The following is an 18,361-nucleotide window of genomic DNA, read 5'->3' as shown; positions in this document are numbered from 1 at the left end:
TTTCAATGAAAGAAATTACTTGGCATCTCTTCCTTTTGTATTAATGTCCATTGTTTCGTATAGGCTCCCTTGGCAAGTACTTTCACATATGTGTCCTGTTCCAATTCTTTACTTGACGAGAAAGTGACCTTTGTTTCCTCCCCTTGTGCTGTGTAACCGGTCAGATTATATCTGTACCGGATCCATTCATTTTTATCTTCCTTCTCGGCTGGTTTATTAATTAAAGCATAAACATATTGCTCCTTATACAATGGGTTGAATTGATCAAACTCACGTTTGAATGTTACATATAGACCTGAGCAAACTACTACTACAATTAATATAAAAATAAATTTTTTCTTCATACATGCACCTCCTGAAAATAGTCTTACAACATCGCATGTTTAACAATTTTCCGATAGTAACCCAGTGTGAAGAGAGCGAATAGAAAATAGATGGATGCATACGCTCCTATCGAAATAATTGTTGGAGCAGTAATGTCCGAAATAATGATGATTGAAGCCGCTTTTACTGCGAAGATTGAATGCAGTACACCAATCAATAGAGGGAGAAGAAACACAACCATCTGCTTTCGCACAATGCCCTTCATAATCATCTTCTCTTCAAATCCGAGCTGGCGCAGTGTCTTGAAGCTCTGTTTCTCCTGCTCGGCCTCAGTCATTTGTTTGAAATACAGGATGCTGCCGGTAGAGGCGAGAAAGGCGAGTCCGAGAAAGGCAGCGATAAAAATTAATAATCCGGAAATCTCAAGTGTCTGTCTATATCGTGAATAGAAATCGGTCGTAAAATATTCGTCAAGATTATATTTCTGGTAAAGGGAGGAAGCTAAAGCAAGCTCACTTTTGTCTGGAATACGATAGGTATCTATGTGTACTCTCTCGTAATCGGCAGTGCTGGACATGCTATCCTCAATTTCTCTTAACGTTTTTTCAGACACCAAAATCTGATTTCCAGATATATCGGAATTCACAAGATTCTCGACAACTAGTTCTTTCAACGGATAACTAACTGTCTGTCCCTCTGATATCAGTTCAATTTTCGTCGGGTAACGCTTTGAGAAATCACTGTCGTCAAATGCAGTCTGTGCAGATACACTGTATTCTACAGCTTCACCGTGTGAAGGCACCGATAGCTTTTTATCTGCCCTTTGAAGCTGTTCAGCTGGAAGCCACAACAAGTTTCTCTCCTCGATATGGCTGGATTCATCAAGTGGATTAAGAATAACACCCTTAGTCCGGACGGCCTCGATGGACAGGTAGCTGAAGTTAATTCCTTCCCGCTCAAGCTCGGTTACGAACGATTGTGCATCCGACTGCCTATTCTCAAATGAAAAATCATATGGAATCTCCATGCGGACCGTATTCTCGGTGGAGTAATACACAGAATACGCCATGGTAACCAGAGTTATGGTTAAAGCAGACAACACTGTAATCAAGGTGAGCGAGTTGGCATTACCTTTCATCCGGTGCATCAGCGGAGCAAGTGACAAACTATTATACAAGCCAAGATGACCATTTTTTCGTTTGCGAATCCATGAGAACCACCATTTGATCGTCACACGAAACAATATATATGTTCCTGTAATCGTAGATAAAAGCACCAGGAATGCATTTAAGATTAATTGTTCATCTACCATCCGACCCGATAATTCATAGCCGTAGCCAAGAAGTACAATACCAAGCACGGCATAAATAGCCGTAAGAATAGATGCAAGGATAGTTGGAGGCTGGCTGGATAAGTCAGGCTGCTGATCTGCTTGAAATAGATGTAACAGTGTACTGCGATATATCATGAATATCATTTGTAAGGAAGTAATAACAACGACGAGAACAAAGACTTTTACCGTATCAAAGGCTGCGAGTAACGAAAAGTCAATGGCAGGCATCCCATCCAAACGGAGCAATTTCATTAGAATGAGGACAAACAAACGTGATACCAATGCTCCACAGATAATTCCAGCGATGAGTGCACCTAAACCGAGTAGTACATTCTCAATGATTAAATAGCGGGCTACCCAGCCCTTGGATAGACCGATGAGCTGATATAATCCGATCTCACGGCTGCGCCGGCGTAGAAAAATTTGGTTAGATGATATAGTAAAGATTACAATAATCCCAATGAGCAGAATTGCTGCAGACTGAAAAGCGATTAGAAATTTGTCGCTTGATTCCAACATGGACTGAACTTGCTGATCGTGTAACAAGGAAGCGAAGACAAAGAACAGACTCATACTGAAAATCAGCGCGAAGAAATACAAGTAGTAATGTTTCACATTTTGCCGCATGCTGCGAAGTGCTAATTCAAATACTGTCAATGTGGTCGCCCCCTAAAACAGCCTGCACATCGATGATTTCTTTGAAGAACGACTGTCTGGATTTCTCTCCCTTGTACAGTTCGGAATATATCTTTCCGTCTTTTAGGAACACCACACGATTACAGTAACTGGATGCGACTGGATCATGCGTAACCATGATAATCGTGACCTTTCTTTTCCGGTTCACCTCCTCCATTACTGATAACAGTGATGAAGCGGATTTGGAATCGAGTGCACCAGTAGGCTCATCTGCAAAGATGATGGAAGGCTGATGTATGAGGGCCCGCCCAGCAGCAGTGCGTTGTTTTTGACCCCCTGATATTTCGAATGGGTATTTTTGCGAAAGTTCCTGAATCCCTAACACGTCGGCAATCGCTGTGAACTCGTTTTCTGCCTGCTGTTTGCTTTTTTTGCTAAGTGATATAGGTAAGAGGATATTTTCCTTTACCGTCAATGTGTCAAGAAGATTATAGTCCTGGAAGATGAATCCAAGCTTGTTTCGACGAAATGCAGAAAGAGCCGTATTGTTCATGGTAGAGATATCTTCATCTTCGATTAAGATTGTGCCATCTGTTGTCCGGTCAATCGTGGCAAGTACGTTAAGCAATGTTGTCTTCCCCGAACCGGACGGACCCATAATTCCTACAAATTCTTTACGGAGAACACGTAAATCTATTCCCTTTAATACCTGTTGGGCACCACCTTTTGAACCATATGATTTGTGGACGTTTCGAGCGTGTAAAACCGTTTCTTGTTCATTCCATTCATCCATGTTGAACCTCCCAAAAATGATTGTAGCTTAAGTGTACGTTGATCTCCCCTACTTGTCGTACGTTCTGGGTGACGAGTTGATTAGGTAGATGACAAATTTGTCATGTTCACAAAAAAAACAGTCAAGAATAATCTTGGCTGTTTATAGTGGGATATTTTCCTCTTGAGTTCTTCTAACCATTTCGAATGCATTGGGATCCGTAAAGGTGATCCGCATCGTCGTCCCTTGCCTCTGATCCGCTAGGACATGAAGTGCAATGCCCATTTTCCCTGCTACAGTTTGGGCAAGATAGAGCCCAAGTCCGGTAGCGGCATTGTGAATTCTTCCATTCTCGCCTGTGAATCCTTTGTCAAAGATACGTGGTAGGTCATGCGGTTGTATCCCCGGACCTTCGTCAATTAAATCTAGGATAATGTTCTCTTTTTCAGACATCACTGTCATGAATGTAATCGCCTTGCCGGATGGACTGTATTTAATGGCATTGGTTAATAACTGCCGAAGGATGAAGCGGCACCATTTGCGATCCGTAACGACCATGACATCATTTCCTTCGATGCTGACTGCCAAATTTTTTTCCATACACCATGGAGCCAATTCCCGGATTTCTTCTGCCGCAAGACGATGTAACGAAACTCGTTCAAGCACAAAGTCTGATTCCAAGGCAGGAAGACGTGTCATATACAACTGACGGTCTATGAGAAGATGGATCCTCAGCCATTCTGATTCAATTCTACTTAGATCCGGATCACTCGGTCGTGCGTCCAGAATCAGTTTCATAGCAGTAAGAGGCGTTTTAACCTCATGAATCCAGGAGGCAGTGAAGTCGTTCTCGATCAGTTGGACTTCCTTATCATGAGATAACTTGCGGTTGAACTGATAAAAGGCCTCTCGTAATACATCGTTCGTTATACTATCGAGTTCATGCTCAGGTTCCGGAAGACTCTCCATCCAATCCGAGGCCATGACTTCTTGCAGCTCGAGGAGCGCTGCTGCATATTTGGTTTCTTTCTTGTAACGCCATAGAAAAAATACAAGAAATATAATTATATACAGACCATTTAAATATAGGAGAGATGTCAATTCTACATGGATTCCCTGCTCAATAAGGATAAGTACATCGGTCAGACCTAGCAAGCTAACAAAAAGCAGGATCCAGCTTTTTCTTGTTCTGATGTAACGGATTAACATGCGGCTATACCCCCTATAAAGTGACGGCCATATAACCCATCCCTTTCTTTGTGACAATCGCATCCGAGAGTCCAAGTGGTTCTAATTTCTGCCTTAGCCGGGTGATATTAGCTGTAAGGGTATTATCGTTTACGAACTGCTCGTCCTCCCATAGCTTACGGATCAAGTCATGACGGGAGATAATGACATTATTAGCTTTCACGAGCGCAATCAACAAGAAGAATTCATTTTTGGTCAGGTCTGCTTCCTCGTCTGATTTTCGGATAACACCTCGCTTCAGATCAACTAAGGCACCATTCCATTCGAGAATATCTGTCTGGCCTTCCCCATAAGCATAAGTTCTGCGAAGAAGCGCCTGGATTTTGGCATATAGCACATTCGTATGAAAGGGTTTTTGTACAAAGTCATCCGCACCCATATTAAGTGCCATGACCATATCCAAAGGGTGATCACGGGAAGATAGAAAAATGATAGGTACCTCGGATACCGAACGGATTTCTCTGCACCAATGAAAACCATCATACTTAGGGAGCGTAATGTCCATGATAATAAGATGTGGTTGTTGATCCTGAAATGACCGCATGACTTCATGAAAATCATCAGGTCTTGTAACCTGTAAAGCCCATGCTTCCAGTCCTTTTTTCAACGCTTCAAATAATGCATTATCATCTTCAACTACAAATATATTAAACTCCATAGAAGTAAACCTCCTCGTAATCTTTCAATGATGTAAATGCTATATTCTTTTCAACAAGAATAATAACATGTACTGTCGGGGAATGCTTACTCCACCAATCTTTCTCTACAAACTTTGCATAAACTTGCACGGTTTGGTGCATTGTAGTGATGCAGAGTTTTAAAAACCTCACCGTCTTGTTGATCAACAAATGACCATTCGGGATAAGGAGAACGTTATGAACAAACAAAGAGCGATCGAAATATCTGAATCGACCATTATGAAAAAGGTAACTTATCAGGATACCCCTATCTTTATCCAGCATGTCAATGAGGATGAAACGGCCCGAATCTATCCGGTCGGAGACTCAGAGCAGGAAATGACAGTTCCTTTGTCCAGTTTGACTGAACATCCTTAGTATAGATGACGGCTTTCATTGCAGACCTGTTTCAAAATGGTAACAAATAAAACGCCGTATCTCGAAATGAGATACGGCGCTTCATTTTTAGTGGGGAAGGTTACCAGGGATTTGCGGCTGAAGCGGTGCAGGAGCATATCCATTTTGCATTTGCTGCATATCTTGCTGGGCAAGCTGTGGTACTTGGTAGAAGCCATTCTTATTTTGATAAATCGAGATCTCATATGCCATTTCAATACAGTTTGGTAAGGAATCCGCAAGCACACGGCGTACAACAGGATTCGTTGTTTCCAATGCTGCTGTTGTTTTCATTACAGCCCCTGATTTTACTGCATTTAACATACTAAGAGAGATGCTTTGGTCGCATATCTCACCTGCAGTTTGCATTGGCTTTTTCGGTTGGCTTGGTTTCATGCCATAAGTAAAATCGTTACCCTGATTCATTTTATAACTTTGAGTCGGTTTGGAAGGATCCTGACCGGTTTTAAAACATTCCAATGTAATGTTATATTCATCCGTCATAAATTGCTTCTGACGTTGTAAAATATCCCGAAGCTCCGGATCTTTTACATGTTCACTCATCATGGTATACGTATTCATGGTATTGATCGCTCCTGCCAATACTTCATGGACATCAAACATTTCATGCCCGCCATGGTTCAGTTGAGGTGGAACAGTACCTGTTTCAATGTTTTGATGGTTTTGCAGTTGCATTTTTGTATTTCCTCCTATTAATTGTTTCCTGCAAATGGTGGCTCTTTCTATCCGCAGTCTGTGGTTATTATGAATTTCATGGACCCAATATATTCAGATTAATTTTTATTTTTTTACGTCTCGTTCACAGTACCTTTTATAGGCGCATGCATAGGCTAACACATAACTTTAGGAGGGATTCATGTGTATACTTACGAACCAAATCGACAAAACCATCATCTCGCTTGGCACGAAACGATGGAACTTCACGAATTGACAGCCTTTCAGAGCAATCAGTTAACACATTTTAAATTAGTATTGAATGACGTAAAGAACCAGGACCTCCACACACTCTATATGGAAGCCATTAGTTGTTTTAAATTTGAATAGCTCGTGTCAAACCCTGTGTCCCTACAAAAACACATCTCTAACAAGAAGCATGTATGACATCCTATAGTTCTTGTAATAGTACATCTATCAATAAAGTTCGGAACGCAATACAGGGCGTTGGCCTCGTATTCAGTGCCTTCACGCATGGAAGCAGCCAATAGCGATTTTAAGGTCGAAAAAAATGCTACGCTAACTAGCTCTTACCCGCTCATAACCAGCCAATTGAGGATCGAGCCCAGACCTGGAAATCTATCTGCAAAGCAGATCGGCTCATTGAATTTAATATACTTCATAATGCCAAAAAAGCCGATTCCAATCTGGAATCGACCTTTTGCTACTTCTAATCTAAAAGTTAGGATCAGTCTGGGCATGTTTTGGTTGATGTGAGATTTTTTTTAACAAGCAGAAAATAAGTAACAATGGCAATGATACTGGTCATTAATAAAGTGAGTCCTAACGGGACGGCAGTGTCCTCACCTGCGATGCCGACCAGAGGAGCAACCAGTGCACCCAGAAGAAAAGGAACAACGCCGAGCAGTGCTGCTGCACTTCCGGCCATCTTAGCTTGACTCTCCATGGCCAGCGGGAATGCCGCTGTAGACGTAATGCCGATCGAGCAAACAAAGAAGAACAACGGAATAACCAAAGCAAAAAGCGGACCATGAGCAAGGGTTACGACCAAAGCAGCAACACTTGCTATTATAGCAAGCCACAGCCCGGATAATAGAAGCGTCTGCTCAGGGATACGTTTGGCCAATCGACCCACGATTTGAGATCCGATGATCAAGCTGATGCCGTTCGAAGCAAACAGTATAGCAAATACTGTGGGTGTGACTCCATATATATTTTGGTAAATAAATGGTGTTCCCGCCACATAAGCAAAAACCCCTGCTGTCATGATTCCCTGTGCCAGCATGTAACCAACAAACTTGCGGTCACGCAGAAGCATTCTGTAATTACCCAATTGCTGTTTGAAGTCAGGAACCATACGTCTTTCGACGGGGTGTGTTTCTTTTAAGCTCCACTTGGTCATGATTAATAAGAAAATCCCCAAGAATGAAAGGCAGATAAATACGCCAATCCATGTTGTGAATGAAAGAACCCCACTTCCCGCGATGGGAGCTGCCAGAGGCCCCAAATTCCCTACAAGCAACAGCAAAGAGAAAAATTTAGTGAGTTCATGTCCACTATATAGATCTCTAGCTATCGCACGGGAAATGACAATACCAGCCGAAGCCGCAAATCCTTGCGTGAAACGAAACAAAATCAATAGTCCGATATTCGGAGCAAAAGCACAGGCCAAGGAACATATAATATAGGCTGCCATACAGATCAATAATGGTCTACGTCTACCGTACGCGTCACTCAAAGGACCCATAACGAGTTGTCCTACACCCAGTCCTAATAAACAAGCAGTAAGGCTGAATTGTACAAGTGATGCCGTTGTATTCATATTTTGTGCAATCTCCGGAAAAGCCGGTAAATACATATCAATCGTAAATGGACCTAATGTAGAAAATAAACCTAGTAGTATTGCGAGTCCAAAAACATTCCAATTCGTGCTCTTCGCCATAATAAATAAAATCTCCAATTCCTCATATAATTTGCAAGCCTAATCGGAGTATAAGACATAGAGTTAACTGTAGGTCAAGTCTTGAGACCATTAAAATTAAAAAAGCCGCTAAGATAGCGACTTTCATTGGTACTATAGTCGAGACATTTTTTCCAAGTAGTAATCCCGTTATTTCCACTCTGTAATTTGGCTGATCGGAAGACGAACAGGCGGGCGTGCATCTGAAGCTGCCTTGCCGATTGAAATGAGTAGTATTGGAACATAACGCTCTGGATCTAATCTCAATACTGCTGCAATCTTCTCTTTGTTAAAGCCTGACATTGGATTTGTCGCATAACCATGAGCATGTGCCGTAAGCATAAACTGCATAGAGACAAGTCCGCCATCCAGCAACACAGACTCTCTTTTCTTATCCATTGAAAATTGATTATACATGGGTACAACCATAGCAAGCATCTTATCTTTAATCTCCTGCGTTATATAGCCAAGATCAGCGGTTTCCTTGTAAATTTCTTCTGCACTGTCAACAAAATTAAGATCACCAAAGACGGCGATAACTGCTGACGAAGTATTAATTTGTGAAAAGTTGAAAGGCGCAATTTCGAGTAGGTCTTCCTTACCTTTGTTACTGTCAATAACGACAAATCGCCAAGGCTGTAAATTGAATGCTGACGGAGCCAAAGCAGCATCTTCGAGCATTTCAGTGATTTCTTCCCGACTAATTTTATAATTCGGATCGTATTTTTTTATCGTACGACGGCCATGTAAAACCTCACTAAAATCTTTTGTTATTAAATTCATTCTCGTATTCCTTCTTTCTATAGTCGTTGAACGATGCAAATCATTGCTTATTAACAGCAAGTAGCTGATCAATGATCCCGTTCAAAGCATTTTTTCTCTCCAGATAATCTTGTTCATTCCAGGTAAATACACCACGATCAAGCCAAAATGCAACACCTACCAAAAGAAACTCCGCTTTGAGCTCCGGTTGTTGAACAAGAAATTCTCCCTCTTCTGCTCCCTGCTGAACGATTTTTTTGATGTAGGGAATCAATGCATTAATTTCGATCACAATCCATTTTTGATGCAAGGTACTGTTACTTTCCTTATGAAGATATTCATATACATCTTCATCCTCTTCGTTAGGGGTTGCATCCATAAAAATACGAATAAGTTTTTCTCTCGCGTTGAGATCGCGATTTTCAACTAACTGATTTATGTCTTCCAAACGAGATGCTAATGTTCGTTCACAAGCAGCATGAAGTACATCTTCTTTAGATTGAAAATAATTGTAGAAAGTTCCTTGTGAAACACCAACTTTTCTTACAATTTCACTGACGGATGTATTTTCGTAGCCCTTGGAGTTGAATAATTCCATAGCCACAGTCAGTATTTCATTTTTTCGTTCCTGGGGGTTCTTGCTTACTCGTGTCATTGTCAGATCTCCTTTGTCACTCCTTTATATTAGTTTAAATGTACAACTTGACTAACTGTCAGTCAATGTTATAAGCTCAATATACAATAATGACTGACAGTCAGTCAATATAATTTGGAGGTGTTTTATGAACAAACGACGATTACTCTTTATCTTGGGAATTTCTGCCGCTATTGTATCTCTTGCTCAAAGCCTGTACATTCCTTTGCTACCTGATCTGCAACAAGATCTAAATACGTCATTACATTTAGTTAATCTAACGGTTACTTTATTCACTGTGGCCATGGCAACCATGCAGATCATACTTGGCCCCATTGTTGATCGTAATGGACGTAAGAAAATCCTAGTCCCGGGTATAATTATTTATGTAATTGCTACTATAGGATGCATGTTTTCAGGTTCTATAGAAATGTTACTCATTTTTCGAGTCATTCAAGGAATAGGCGCATCATCTGTTCCATTAGTAGCTGCTACAATGATCGGAGATGTTTTTGAGGGTAAAGAGCGGGCAGAAAGTATGGCTACATATCAGATGATTCTTGGAATTTCACCAGCTATTGGTCCGCTCATCGGTGGTATTATCGGTAGTAAATTCGGTTACACGGGTACGTTTGGTTTTGCAGCAGTCAGTGCTCTTCTAATCTTGATAGCAGCCATATTTATGTTACCTGAGACAAAACCAGTCAACATAAAACCAGCGGGAACAAGACTAGGTTTAAAAGCATTTGGGAAAATTCTGAGCAACAAAACCGGCGTTGTAGTTCTTTTGAGTGGTTTCATCATGTATGATGTCTTTTACACATTCATTGTATTTCTACCTACAATATTACAAACTAAGTATGCTTTAGGCGCTGCAAGCATTGGATTATTCTCCCTTGCTCTCATGATATTCAATCTTGTTGGAAGTAAAATGAGTGGAAGTTTACAAACCCGAATAGGCTCAGTACGCACACTCTTTTGGACCGGTATAATGACCATTTTGAGTCTTGTGATTTTTATTTTTGCTGCAGATCACTCTCTAATTGGTTTGCTTATCTCTCTGATGCTTACTGGATTCGTGTTGGGACTTGCAACACCAGTGATGCCAACCCTCTTGTCCTCAGAGTTTGTTGAAGAGCGCGCTACGGCAATGGGTGTCTATAACTTTGTTCGTTATCTTGGTATGGCTGCAGCTCCACTAATTGGAAGTTTTTTGTTTCCTATAGGCAATATCCAACTTTTAAACGGGATAACAGTTCTTATGGTAGTAATAGTCGTATTTGCAACAAGTCGTTTACTACCAATTAAAAAGCCCGAGGTGTCAAACTAGACTCACTGATCATGGATCACAGACATCATATATTTCGTATAACTTGGTTATAAGTTCACAGAAGATTAATCAACGTTAAAAATAGACGACCCTGGATTAACAGGATCGTCTATTTTCACTGCCTACTTTATCAAAATTCATAAAGTTCTACCCCTGAACCCATATGACTCATGATCATTTCAGCAGCTCGCTTGTAACCGCCAGCCTGCCTTAAAGATTCGCCAATGAGGTAAGCCTGCCGTCTATAAAGTGAATTGTGTAGTACTTCTGTTAATGCCTCTCTCAAGTTAGTTGCACTAAGGTTATGTTTATTTAAAGTAATACCCGCGCCCAACTCCTGTACCCGATTGGCGACAAGAGGCTGATCCGATGTTAATGGAATCATCACCATCGGAACGTTGTAATATAACGCCTCACTTGTGCTGTTCATTCCAGCATGTGTGATAAAAACATCGGTATGCTGCAGCATGTCCAACTGGGCAATGTATGGCTTGACGATAAAATTAGGAGGTATTTGATCAGCCAGCGGCTCCATATCCGTGTATTTTCCCGAAGATAAAACAACATTCACGGGTAGATCCCCTAATGCTTCAAAGCAAAGCTGATAGAAATCCAAGTTTTTATTTAAAATCGTACCCATAGCAATGTACACGGTTTGCGGGTATCGTTCACGAAGCAACTCAAACGAGAAGCCCGGTGCATCTTGCCGTGTTATGATCGAAGGACCCGTGAAAATAAAACGATCGTCCAGCTTTTCTGCCTGCGGCTGAAAATAACGGCTGGTGTACACGAGCTTTAACTGACCTGCATGTGCTGGAATCTCTTCTATGGCTGGAATACTCACTTGAAACTCTTCGGCTAACTCCGTTGTGATCTTCATCGTAGCCTCATAAAGCTCCTTCGTCTCCGTCTCATTCAGAACTGAGCTAGACCCGAGAGGCTCCACAAAAGCAAAGGACGCAATCGAGCACACCGCAGGAATTCCCAGTTTTTCTGCAAGAATAGTCCCTCCCCATCCCATCAGGGAATCAAAGATCATATAATCGAACTTTTGATCCTCTATCACCTGCATTACATTGGGGATGATTCTCCGGATAATACCGCTTACCATCATATAAATGAATTGATAAGGATGCTTGTATTCCTGGGGTTTCAACACCGGATCATGAGAGAAGGCATCTTGTGGAAACGGATAGGTAATGATCTGGGCACCGGTTTGTTCAATTCGGGAACGGTACTCCTCCGTGCACACATAGATGACTTCCTCACCATTGTCTATCAACTGAGTAACTAATCCTAACGATGGATTCACATGTCCTTCAGCTGGAGTAATGACTACTAATACACGTGCCATCTTACCCACCTCCCAATGCAATTAGTCCCCCCGTTCTTCGTGATGTATTTAACGACGCGGTCGTCATCCGTTACATGGAGATGTTATCCTTCACTTGGTTGAATGGATGATGTTCTTGATGAACGAGTTTGGTAATTCGTAGTGATGCCAAGAAACTTAACAAGACCCATAATAATTGCAGTGTTAACACGATCAAAACACCTGTCGATATGCCCCACTGTAACGTTTCAGACAAGGCAATTAGAGCGCCACCAACGCCAATGCTTACTCCCATGTAGAAGGAATCCACAAATTGCAGATTCGCGGACATTTCTCCCTCTTTCCTGGGCAAGGCATGTTGTAAAGCAATGGCTGCTGTTGTAGGGTTGGCCAATCCAACACCGAACCCTGTAATCATTTGTGAGAGAAGGATGAGTATAATCCCGCCGTCCGTCAAAATAAGAGCCAGGATCACAAGTACAGTTCCAACGATCATAATCCCAATGCCCGTCATGACCCTACCCTTTCGGGCACGACCTTGATCTCGTGCATCAAGCTTGGCTTACAACCACGCTGCGGCGGACCAACTCAGAGAACCTGCTGCTACGATGAGGCCAGCAAGGTCAGCCGCTAACCCCTTCACTTCGGTTAGCGCCAAGATCACAAAACTTTCCGTTGTAAAATAACAAGCAACATATAGACCCCTCGTTACCAAAGTAGCAGGCAATCCTTTTTTTACCGAAAAAGTGCCCACAGGCAGCAATTTACGCATTGGTGTGATCATGACGGCTAATCCAGCCAAAGTGAGTACTATACCTTTCCAATCGGTTATCATACCAAGTCCTGTGAGTAACAGCCCCGTTCCAACGGCAAGCAGAATCGCATACATAATCTTTGAGTCGGTTGCTCGCGCTGGACCTGACAGATCTTGCTGAAGCTGCAAATGACGGAAAGAACGGAATGTGAGACTGAGCGCTATTCCAATCAAGGGTAAAACGATCCAGAAAACATATCGCCACGAGATGTAGGAAGCTATAAGGCCTGCTGCATAAGGTCCGATTAAGGTAGGCAGGACAAATGCCATGGAGAATGCGGCCAGGATTTGAGTACGAAGTGTATCTGGATAATGTAACGTCACACAGGTATAAACACATGTGATCAGGCCCCCTGCTCCAAAACCTTGAAGGGCTCTTCCGGCAATAAGCATGTGCATATCGAAAGAAATAGCGGAGACCACAGTTCCTAACACAAAAACACTAAAAGATATCAGCATGGATGTAAAAACGCCGCGCTTGTCAATCTGCTGACCCATAACCAAAGTTCCAATAAGCTGAGATAACAAAAATGCGCTGAAGATCCAACCGTATAAATGAATGCCCTCTAAACTTTGTGCCATTTTCGCGGCAATCGTTGTGATAGCCAGTCCTTCAAAAGCTACGGTTGCCAGAACCAGCATAATCCCAATTGTAGGCGCCCTGTACTGAGCATCAAAAATCCCAATCTGATTGTTGTTTGTCTTCCACACCTCCATAATTTGATGGATATTATGGTAAAATAAACCTTTTTACTCCCTGAATATACATGAAGTGTTATACTTTGTAAAGTTAAATGTTTAAAAAGTAAGACCATGATTTAGAATAGGATTCCCATGTTTAATAGGAGATTTTGCTTGAAAATATGCCATGTTCATTACAGTCAATTTGGAGAAGTTTATCCTCCAGGATCCAGGCATCTGTTTTTTCAACAAAGAAATGAAATCCTCCAATGGATTGAACCAGTGCGGGATCGACCGGTGTAGCACTCGCATTTATGCCAATTGTAAAAGCATCGGAGCCTCCTCCGACATATTTTGCGTAAATCCTTACATATTGGTCCTCTTCCAATTCCCATTCATTCTTAAATGAATCGATTGCTTGTTCAGATACTACAAATGAGATCATTGCTCTGCACTCTTTCCTTCATTAATCACATTTTTTCACTTCGCCACGATAATTGGCCATTCTGAAACTGGCCCCGCATCCACATGAAACTTTGGCATTTGGATTATTCATGGTGAATCCGCCTAACATTCCGCTCTCTTCATAGTCAATCTCAAGCCCATCAATATATGGAATACTGTTTGCGTGAACCAATATTTTAAATTGCTTTTTATTTAACACAATGTCTTCTTCTGCCTGCTGTTCATCCACGATAAGGGTATAAGACAAACCACTGCATCCCCCTTCATCAACGCCTACTCTAAGAAAGGCATTTTGGATATCCGCACTTGATAAGATCTCAACGATTTTGTCCGATGCTGTATCACTGACCTCAATGATCATCTTTATTCCTCCCGGTGGTATCATTTTGAAATTTGGTATCCCAGTCCATTAGACAGGGTATGAATGCTGCAAGAGCAGCTCCTTTTGGCGTAAGTTCATAAATAATTTGTGTAGGGCGTGTCCGTATTGTTCTTTTGACCAAATGATCATCTTGAAGACCCTTTAAACGTCTGGAGAGGATCATTTCGGAAATGGAAGGAATGTTATCGAATATTTCACCGAATCTCTTCGGGCCTTGAGACAGAGCACATAAAATATGGATCGTCCATTTCGTTCCGATGATGCGATAAGCTGTAAATAGTTTATTCGGATCCTCAGTGAGCAATGGTCTGTACACCCACTTCCTTATTCATCTTCGTGGTGAGATCCGAGTGCTGGCAATGATACTCGTGACGATCAACAAGAGATGGAAACCCATGGCATGAAATGTGACCTCCAAGAAAATTGGTATGTATACATCGTATCCGGATACTTAGTAAACATTTTTGTTTATAATGTCTAAGCTACAGTTCGGCTTTGACTTTGTCAACATTTTTGTTTAAAATGTAGTTAGTCATGTAGATTCAGTTGCGTCACAAGGAGGTAAACCATGAGCGGAAATCAAACCAAAAAGGATGTCTCGACCAGTACCCGGAGAGCAATTATTAATCTGTTAAAAGAGCGCGGGGGAATGGATGTTGTCACTCTCTCCTCTCAGTTTTCGTTATCCGGAATGGCTATTCGTCAACATCTGAATGCGCTAAAAGGAGAAGGATTGGTTACCACTGTGGAAGAGTCCCGTCCCATGGGTCGACCCACCAAGTTATGGATATTAACTCCCGCGGCTAATCGTTTTTTCCCAAGTGGATATTCCGATTTATCCGTCAGTCTCATCCATTCGATGAAAGAAGCTTTTGGTACTGAAGGGCTGGACAAGCTGCTGGATGTTCGAAATAAAAATATGCAAGAACAATATCTTCAGCATCTTGGTGATTCATCAGGAGTTAAAGAGAGATTGGAGAAATTGGCCGAAATTCGTACCAATGAAGGTTATATGGCCGAGGTTAAGGAGCAGGATGATGGTAGTCTCCTACTCATTGAGAAACATTGTCCGATCTGTGAAGCGGCCGCGGTATGTACCGGGTTATGCAAGAATGAGTTACATTTATTCAAAACGGTTCTAGGCGATAATGTTCATATTGAACGTGGAGAATACATTCTGGCCGGAGGAAGAAACTGTGTGTACACTGTTTGGAAAAATAAGCCATAACCAAAAGAGCAACCTCATTGGAGATTGCTCTTTTAATTTGGATTTTGAATTGACTAAAACGATTCGGATTTCCCTAAATCATCCTTCATATGTACCCGATTATGTAATTTTGAATTGAGGTAGAGTATAGTAAGAGTGTTGAAAATATACTCAAGGAGGCTACAGCCATGTCACAAAAAATCTGGATGAACCTGCCGGTGAAAGATGTTGTGAAATCCACTGCCTTTTTTAATGAGATCGGATTCCATGGGGAGAATGTTGGTAACGAGAGAGCCCAACTTGTCATAGGCTCAACAACGATTCTGCTTTTTCCGGATGCAACATTTGAGAAATTTACAGGTGCCAAAACCGCAGATACATCCCATAGCGCAGAAGTGATATTTTCCATTGGTGCTGACAGCAGAGAAGAAGTTGATGCTTTTATTAAAAAAGTCGAGTTAGCTGGAGGAACCATCTTTGGCAAGCCGGGTGAGATAGATGGCTGGATGTATGGTGCAGGATTTGCTGACCTGGACGGTCACCGCTGGAATCTGCTCTACATGGATGAGAGCAAAATGCCGAAACGGTAATGTATAACGCTTATCACCACGTCCGCCTCTTATCTTTCAACATTTGAACCCTTCAATCGGCCAGTCATGGAGATTCTGAAGTAGTTCGTTACGATACTAAATAGTAGAAATACGATTCCTCCAACTACAATATATTGTGTACTTATTCCAGTTGCGATTAGTCCACATACACTAGCACCAAGTGTTGTTCCCAGGTTGGAAGAGGTTAGAAAGATCCCATTTGACAATTCCGGTGCCTCTGGTGCTGCAGATACCACCCAATATTGAGTGATATTGCCCCCTATGCCTCCTATGATCCCCCAAATGAAAATAAGGAAGGCCGTTGGCACACTGAATTGTCCGAAGGTGAACAACAAGATGTATACCGTTATTAATACAATGGGATACATCTTGATCGTTCTTAAAGGGAAATTAGCGAGCAGTTTCCCTGCTATCATGTTTCCAACCATATTGGCCAAGCCATATAGAAATAACAACACACTGACGGTGTTCCAGTCATATCTTGTCACGGTTTTCAGAAACTCGGCAAGGTAACTATAGACCCCAAATACAGCTCCGTTCATGAAAATCACGCCAGCAATAGATAGCCACATCACCGATCTTCTCAATACATACAGATGAGTACCCATAGAGATTCTTTTCGTAACTGGCATGGAGGGCACAAAAAGAAGTGTTGCTACAAATGCGATGATCGTTACGGCGGCAAAGAACAACATTGCATAGAACAACGATGTGCTGGTAGCAATCAAGCTCGAAAGGGGGACTCCGAGTACCATGCCTGCCGAGACGCCTACAAATACTTTAGCCACTGCCTTCGGCGCCTCTTCCTTGGGGACTGACGCCGCTGCCACCGTAAATGCCAATGAGCAATAGACAGGATGGAAAAAAGCCGGAACGACACGTGCAATGACCAATACCGTAAAGTTTGATGTGATGGCGGAGACCAGGCTGCCCACAATAAAAATGCCAAGTACAAACAACATGACATGCTTCCGGTTCATGCCCGAAAATAATAAGGGTAAAATCGGACCAGATACAGCAACAGCAAGCGCAAAAAGACTCACAATCAAACCAGCGGTTGAGATACTGACCTGGTAATGGTCTGCAATCAAAGGCAAGATTCCGATTACGCCCATCTCCGTATTTAAAATACTGAATACACCAAAGGTCAGAATGAATACAAGCAGGTGATTTCGTTTAGTTGTCATATGCCATGGATTTAGAGAGATCCCGGTAAGCATTGATCTCTGTCTGAAGGTTGGCAATTTTCTGCTCTGCAATATCTATGGCGTCAGCTCCTGCAATGAAGCGTTGCGGCGGTTGGGCCTCGTTTGCAATCTTGAGGAGGGCCTTGGCAAGTTTTTTTGGATCTCCAGACTGCTGCCCGTTCTGATTCTTGAAGAATTCCATATGATAAGCTCTCCGGTCATCATAATCTTCAATCGAGGGCTTAGCGAAAGTTGACGATGCGTCCGTAAGAAATTCTGTTCGGAAAAATCCGGGATTGACTATAGTCGTATGAATACCGAAAGGAACTAGCTCAGGAGCCAGTGCCTCCATCCATCCCTCAAGCGCAAACTTCGCAGCACTGTATGCCGAATTAAACTCAAATCCTGAAAGGCCAGCGCCCGAAGAGATCGAGATCACATGTCCTGAACGCTGGTTGCGCATCACAGGTAATATGGCACGGGTTACATGCATGGAACCCACCAACGCCACCTGTAGCTGATGTTCAATCTGGTCAGGGGTCAGTTCCTCAAAATACCCTCCACAGAAATGTGCTGCATTATTTACGAGTACATCGATTGCCCCGAACCGTTCAATTGCCGCCTTAACTGCGGCATGTGCATCAGCAGGCTCGCAAACATCTAATGGCACAACCATTACATTCTCGGAATCACCGATCGCACGAACCACCGCATCCGGATTCCGGCCGGTAGCCACAACCTTGTGTCCAGCAGTTAAAGCAGCCTTAGCAATAGTTGTGCCCATACCTCGACCAGAGCCAGTGATAAACCATACTTTTGTCTTATCCATATCATTCATTCCTTTCAATCTCTTCTCCAGTTGCCTTGCTTTTTAGTTTAGCGTTTATACACCACATAGCAAATACTCATATCT

General features: G+C 42.3%; 19 protein-coding genes and 1 pseudogene. 4 read left to right on the top strand and 16 right to left on the bottom strand.

The genetic code is table 11. The features are described from left to right. Positions 1–2: 2 nt before the first annotated feature. From AC4E8D_RS16290 to AC4E8D_RS16270, 5 genes are all read right to left on the bottom strand, one after another. Positions 3–344 carry a YxeA family protein gene (locus tag AC4E8D_RS16290; RefSeq protein ID WP_339303888.1) on the bottom strand — a complete coding sequence of 114 codons (342 nt, stop codon included), beginning with the start codon at positions 342–344 and terminating at the stop codon, positions 3–5. A gap of 23 nt (positions 345–367) precedes the next feature. Further along, entirely contained in the window at positions 368–2,314 is a 1,947-nt protein-coding gene (locus AC4E8D_RS16285) for an FtsX-like permease family protein (RefSeq protein WP_339176712.1), read from the bottom strand. After that, complete coding sequence (locus AC4E8D_RS16280; protein WP_221821246.1) at positions 2,301–3,086, bottom strand: ABC transporter ATP-binding protein; 786 nt, start codon at positions 3,084–3,086, stop codon at positions 2,301–2,303. The genes AC4E8D_RS16285 and AC4E8D_RS16280 overlap by 14 nt, the downstream gene beginning before the upstream one ends. Positions 3,087–3,227: 141 nt before the next feature. Further along, complete coding sequence (locus tag AC4E8D_RS16275; RefSeq protein WP_221821244.1) at positions 3,228–4,274, bottom strand: sensor histidine kinase; 1,047 nt, start codon at positions 4,272–4,274, stop codon at positions 3,228–3,230. A 13-nt stretch (positions 4,275–4,287) separates the two neighbouring features. Continuing rightward, positions 4,288–4,971, bottom strand: a complete 684-nt coding sequence (locus AC4E8D_RS16270; RefSeq protein ID WP_221821242.1) for a response regulator transcription factor — start codon at positions 4,969–4,971, stop codon at positions 4,288–4,290. A gap of 217 nt (positions 4,972–5,188) precedes the next feature. On the opposite strand from AC4E8D_RS16270, the gene AC4E8D_RS16265 reads away from it, so the two are divergent. Next, the gene (locus AC4E8D_RS16265) at positions 5,189–5,368 is read left to right on the top strand and encodes an H-type small acid-soluble spore protein (protein ID WP_145325494.1); all 180 of its coding nucleotides are present in this window, start codon (positions 5,189–5,191) and stop codon (positions 5,366–5,368) included. Between the two features lie 87 nt (positions 5,369–5,455). On the opposite strand, the gene AC4E8D_RS16260 is transcribed toward AC4E8D_RS16265, so the two are convergent. The 4 genes from AC4E8D_RS16260 to AC4E8D_RS16245 form a co-directional block, all read right to left on the bottom strand. Next, complete coding sequence (locus tag AC4E8D_RS16260; protein ID WP_145325495.1) at positions 5,456–6,082, bottom strand: spore coat protein; 627 nt, start codon at positions 6,080–6,082, stop codon at positions 5,456–5,458. Between the two features lie 727 nt (positions 6,083–6,809). Then, positions 6,810–8,024 (bottom strand): multidrug effflux MFS transporter, encoded by a 1,215-nt coding sequence (locus tag AC4E8D_RS16255; RefSeq protein WP_221821240.1) that lies wholly within the window; start codon positions 8,022–8,024, stop codon positions 6,810–6,812. A gap of 168 nt (positions 8,025–8,192) precedes the next feature. After that, complete coding sequence (locus AC4E8D_RS16250; protein WP_449004805.1) at positions 8,193–8,825, bottom strand: nitroreductase family protein; 633 nt, start codon at positions 8,823–8,825, stop codon at positions 8,193–8,195. A gap of 40 nt (positions 8,826–8,865) precedes the next feature. Then, positions 8,866–9,459, bottom strand: a complete 594-nt coding sequence (locus AC4E8D_RS16245) for a TetR/AcrR family transcriptional regulator (RefSeq protein ID WP_490204945.1) — start codon at positions 9,457–9,459, stop codon at positions 8,866–8,868. Positions 9,460–9,586: 127 nt separating this feature from the next. Here AC4E8D_RS16245 and AC4E8D_RS16240 point away from each other — a divergent pair, with 127 nt between their 5' ends. After that, complete coding sequence (locus tag AC4E8D_RS16240; RefSeq protein WP_339176706.1) at positions 9,587–10,768, top strand: MFS transporter; 1,182 nt, start codon at positions 9,587–9,589, stop codon at positions 10,766–10,768. Positions 10,769–10,898: 130 nt separating this feature from the next. Here the strand turns inward: AC4E8D_RS16240 and AC4E8D_RS16235 are convergent, their stop codons facing one another. The 5 genes and pseudogenes from AC4E8D_RS16235 to AC4E8D_RS16215 form a co-directional block, all read right to left on the bottom strand. Then, positions 10,899–12,122: a macrolide family glycosyltransferase gene (locus tag AC4E8D_RS16235; RefSeq protein ID WP_490204944.1), complete on the bottom strand. Its 1,224-nt coding sequence runs from the start codon at positions 12,120–12,122 to the stop codon at positions 10,899–10,901. Between the two features lie 70 nt (positions 12,123–12,192). Continuing rightward, positions 12,193–13,557: pseudogene (locus tag AC4E8D_RS16230) on the bottom strand (MFS transporter). 196 nt (positions 13,558–13,753) lie between these two features. Then, entirely contained in the window at positions 13,754–14,041 is a 288-nt protein-coding gene (locus AC4E8D_RS16225) for a HesB/YadR/YfhF family protein (protein ID WP_490204943.1), read from the bottom strand. Positions 14,042–14,062: 21 nt separating this feature from the next. Next, positions 14,063–14,422: a HesB/IscA family protein gene (locus tag AC4E8D_RS16220; protein ID WP_017688344.1), complete on the bottom strand. Its 360-nt coding sequence runs from the start codon at positions 14,420–14,422 to the stop codon at positions 14,063–14,065. Continuing rightward, a complete protein-coding gene (locus tag AC4E8D_RS16215) occupies positions 14,412–14,759 on the bottom strand; it encodes a winged helix-turn-helix transcriptional regulator (RefSeq protein ID WP_354437414.1) in 348 nt (115 codons plus the stop codon). The genes AC4E8D_RS16220 and AC4E8D_RS16215 overlap by 11 nt, the downstream gene beginning before the upstream one ends. Positions 14,760–15,011: 252 nt before the next feature. Here AC4E8D_RS16215 and AC4E8D_RS16210 point away from each other — a divergent pair, with 252 nt between their 5' ends. Together AC4E8D_RS16210 and AC4E8D_RS16205 are read left to right on the top strand one after the other, a co-directional pair. Continuing rightward, positions 15,012–15,671, top strand: coding sequence for a helix-turn-helix transcriptional regulator (locus tag AC4E8D_RS16210; RefSeq protein WP_221821233.1), 660 nt, complete (start codon positions 15,012–15,014; stop codon positions 15,669–15,671). 167 nt (positions 15,672–15,838) lie between these two features. Beyond that, positions 15,839–16,240: a VOC family protein gene (locus AC4E8D_RS16205; RefSeq protein ID WP_221821230.1), complete on the top strand. Its 402-nt coding sequence runs from the start codon at positions 15,839–15,841 to the stop codon at positions 16,238–16,240. A 29-nt stretch (positions 16,241–16,269) separates the two neighbouring features. Here the strand turns inward: AC4E8D_RS16205 and AC4E8D_RS16200 are convergent, their stop codons facing one another. Together AC4E8D_RS16200 and AC4E8D_RS16195 are read right to left on the bottom strand one after the other, a co-directional pair. After that, entirely contained in the window at positions 16,270–17,448 is a 1,179-nt protein-coding gene (locus AC4E8D_RS16200; RefSeq protein ID WP_490204942.1) for an MFS transporter, read from the bottom strand. After that, positions 17,438–18,277, bottom strand: coding sequence for an SDR family NAD(P)-dependent oxidoreductase (locus AC4E8D_RS16195; protein WP_490204941.1), 840 nt, complete (start codon positions 18,275–18,277; stop codon positions 17,438–17,440). Before AC4E8D_RS16195 ends, AC4E8D_RS16200 begins: the two co-directional genes overlap by 11 nt. Positions 18,278–18,361: the final 84 nt, after the last annotated feature.

The sequence above is a fragment of the Paenibacillus sp. SRL342 genome, assembly GCF_984798905.1.
This window is presented reverse-complemented; position numbering and strand designations above follow the sequence as displayed.

What these genes read in the sequence shown, in the direction of transcription:
- AC4E8D_RS16250 (WP_449004805.1), bottom strand. Translation starts at nt 8,825, where the DNA reads ATGAATTTAATAACAAAAGATTTTAGTGAGGTTTTACATGGCCGTCGT.
- AC4E8D_RS16265 (WP_145325494.1), top strand. Translation starts at nt 5,189, where the DNA reads ATGAACAAACAAAGAGCGATCGAAATATCTGAATCGACCATTATGAAA.
- AC4E8D_RS16235 (WP_490204944.1), bottom strand. Translation starts at nt 12,122, where the DNA reads ATGGCACGTGTATTAGTAGTCATTACTCCAGCTGAAGGACATGTGAAT.
- AC4E8D_RS16200 (WP_490204942.1), bottom strand. Translation starts at nt 17,448, where the DNA reads ATGACAACTAAACGAAATCACCTGCTTGTATTCATTCTGACCTTTGGT.
- AC4E8D_RS16270 (WP_221821242.1), bottom strand. Translation starts at nt 4,971, where the DNA reads ATGGAGTTTAATATATTTGTAGTTGAAGATGATAATGCATTATTTGAA.
- AC4E8D_RS16245 (WP_490204945.1), bottom strand. Translation starts at nt 9,459, where the DNA reads ATGACACGAGTAAGCAAGAACCCCCAGGAACGAAAAAATGAAATACTG.
- AC4E8D_RS16255 (WP_221821240.1), bottom strand. Translation starts at nt 8,024, where the DNA reads ATGGCGAAGAGCACGAATTGGAATGTTTTTGGACTCGCAATACTACTA.
- AC4E8D_RS16210 (WP_221821233.1), top strand. Translation starts at nt 15,012, where the DNA reads ATGAGCGGAAATCAAACCAAAAAGGATGTCTCGACCAGTACCCGGAGA.
- AC4E8D_RS16225 (WP_490204943.1), bottom strand. Translation starts at nt 14,041, where the DNA reads ATGATCTCATTTGTAGTATCTGAACAAGCAATCGATTCATTTAAGAAT.
- AC4E8D_RS16260 (WP_145325495.1), bottom strand. Translation starts at nt 6,082, where the DNA reads ATGCAACTGCAAAACCATCAAAACATTGAAACAGGTACTGTTCCACCT.
- AC4E8D_RS16290 (WP_339303888.1), bottom strand. Translation starts at nt 344, where the DNA reads ATGAAGAAAAAATTTATTTTTATATTAATTGTAGTAGTAGTTTGCTCA.
- AC4E8D_RS16205 (WP_221821230.1), top strand. Translation starts at nt 15,839, where the DNA reads ATGTCACAAAAAATCTGGATGAACCTGCCGGTGAAAGATGTTGTGAAA.
- AC4E8D_RS16220 (WP_017688344.1), bottom strand. Translation starts at nt 14,422, where the DNA reads ATGATCATTGAGGTCAGTGATACAGCATCGGACAAAATCGTTGAGATC.
- AC4E8D_RS16280 (WP_221821246.1), bottom strand. Translation starts at nt 3,086, where the DNA reads ATGGATGAATGGAATGAACAAGAAACGGTTTTACACGCTCGAAACGTC.
- AC4E8D_RS16240 (WP_339176706.1), top strand. Translation starts at nt 9,587, where the DNA reads ATGAACAAACGACGATTACTCTTTATCTTGGGAATTTCTGCCGCTATT.
- AC4E8D_RS16275 (WP_221821244.1), bottom strand. Translation starts at nt 4,274, where the DNA reads ATGTTAATCCGTTACATCAGAACAAGAAAAAGCTGGATCCTGCTTTTT.
- AC4E8D_RS16195 (WP_490204941.1), bottom strand. Translation starts at nt 18,277, where the DNA reads ATGGATAAGACAAAAGTATGGTTTATCACTGGCTCTGGTCGAGGTATG.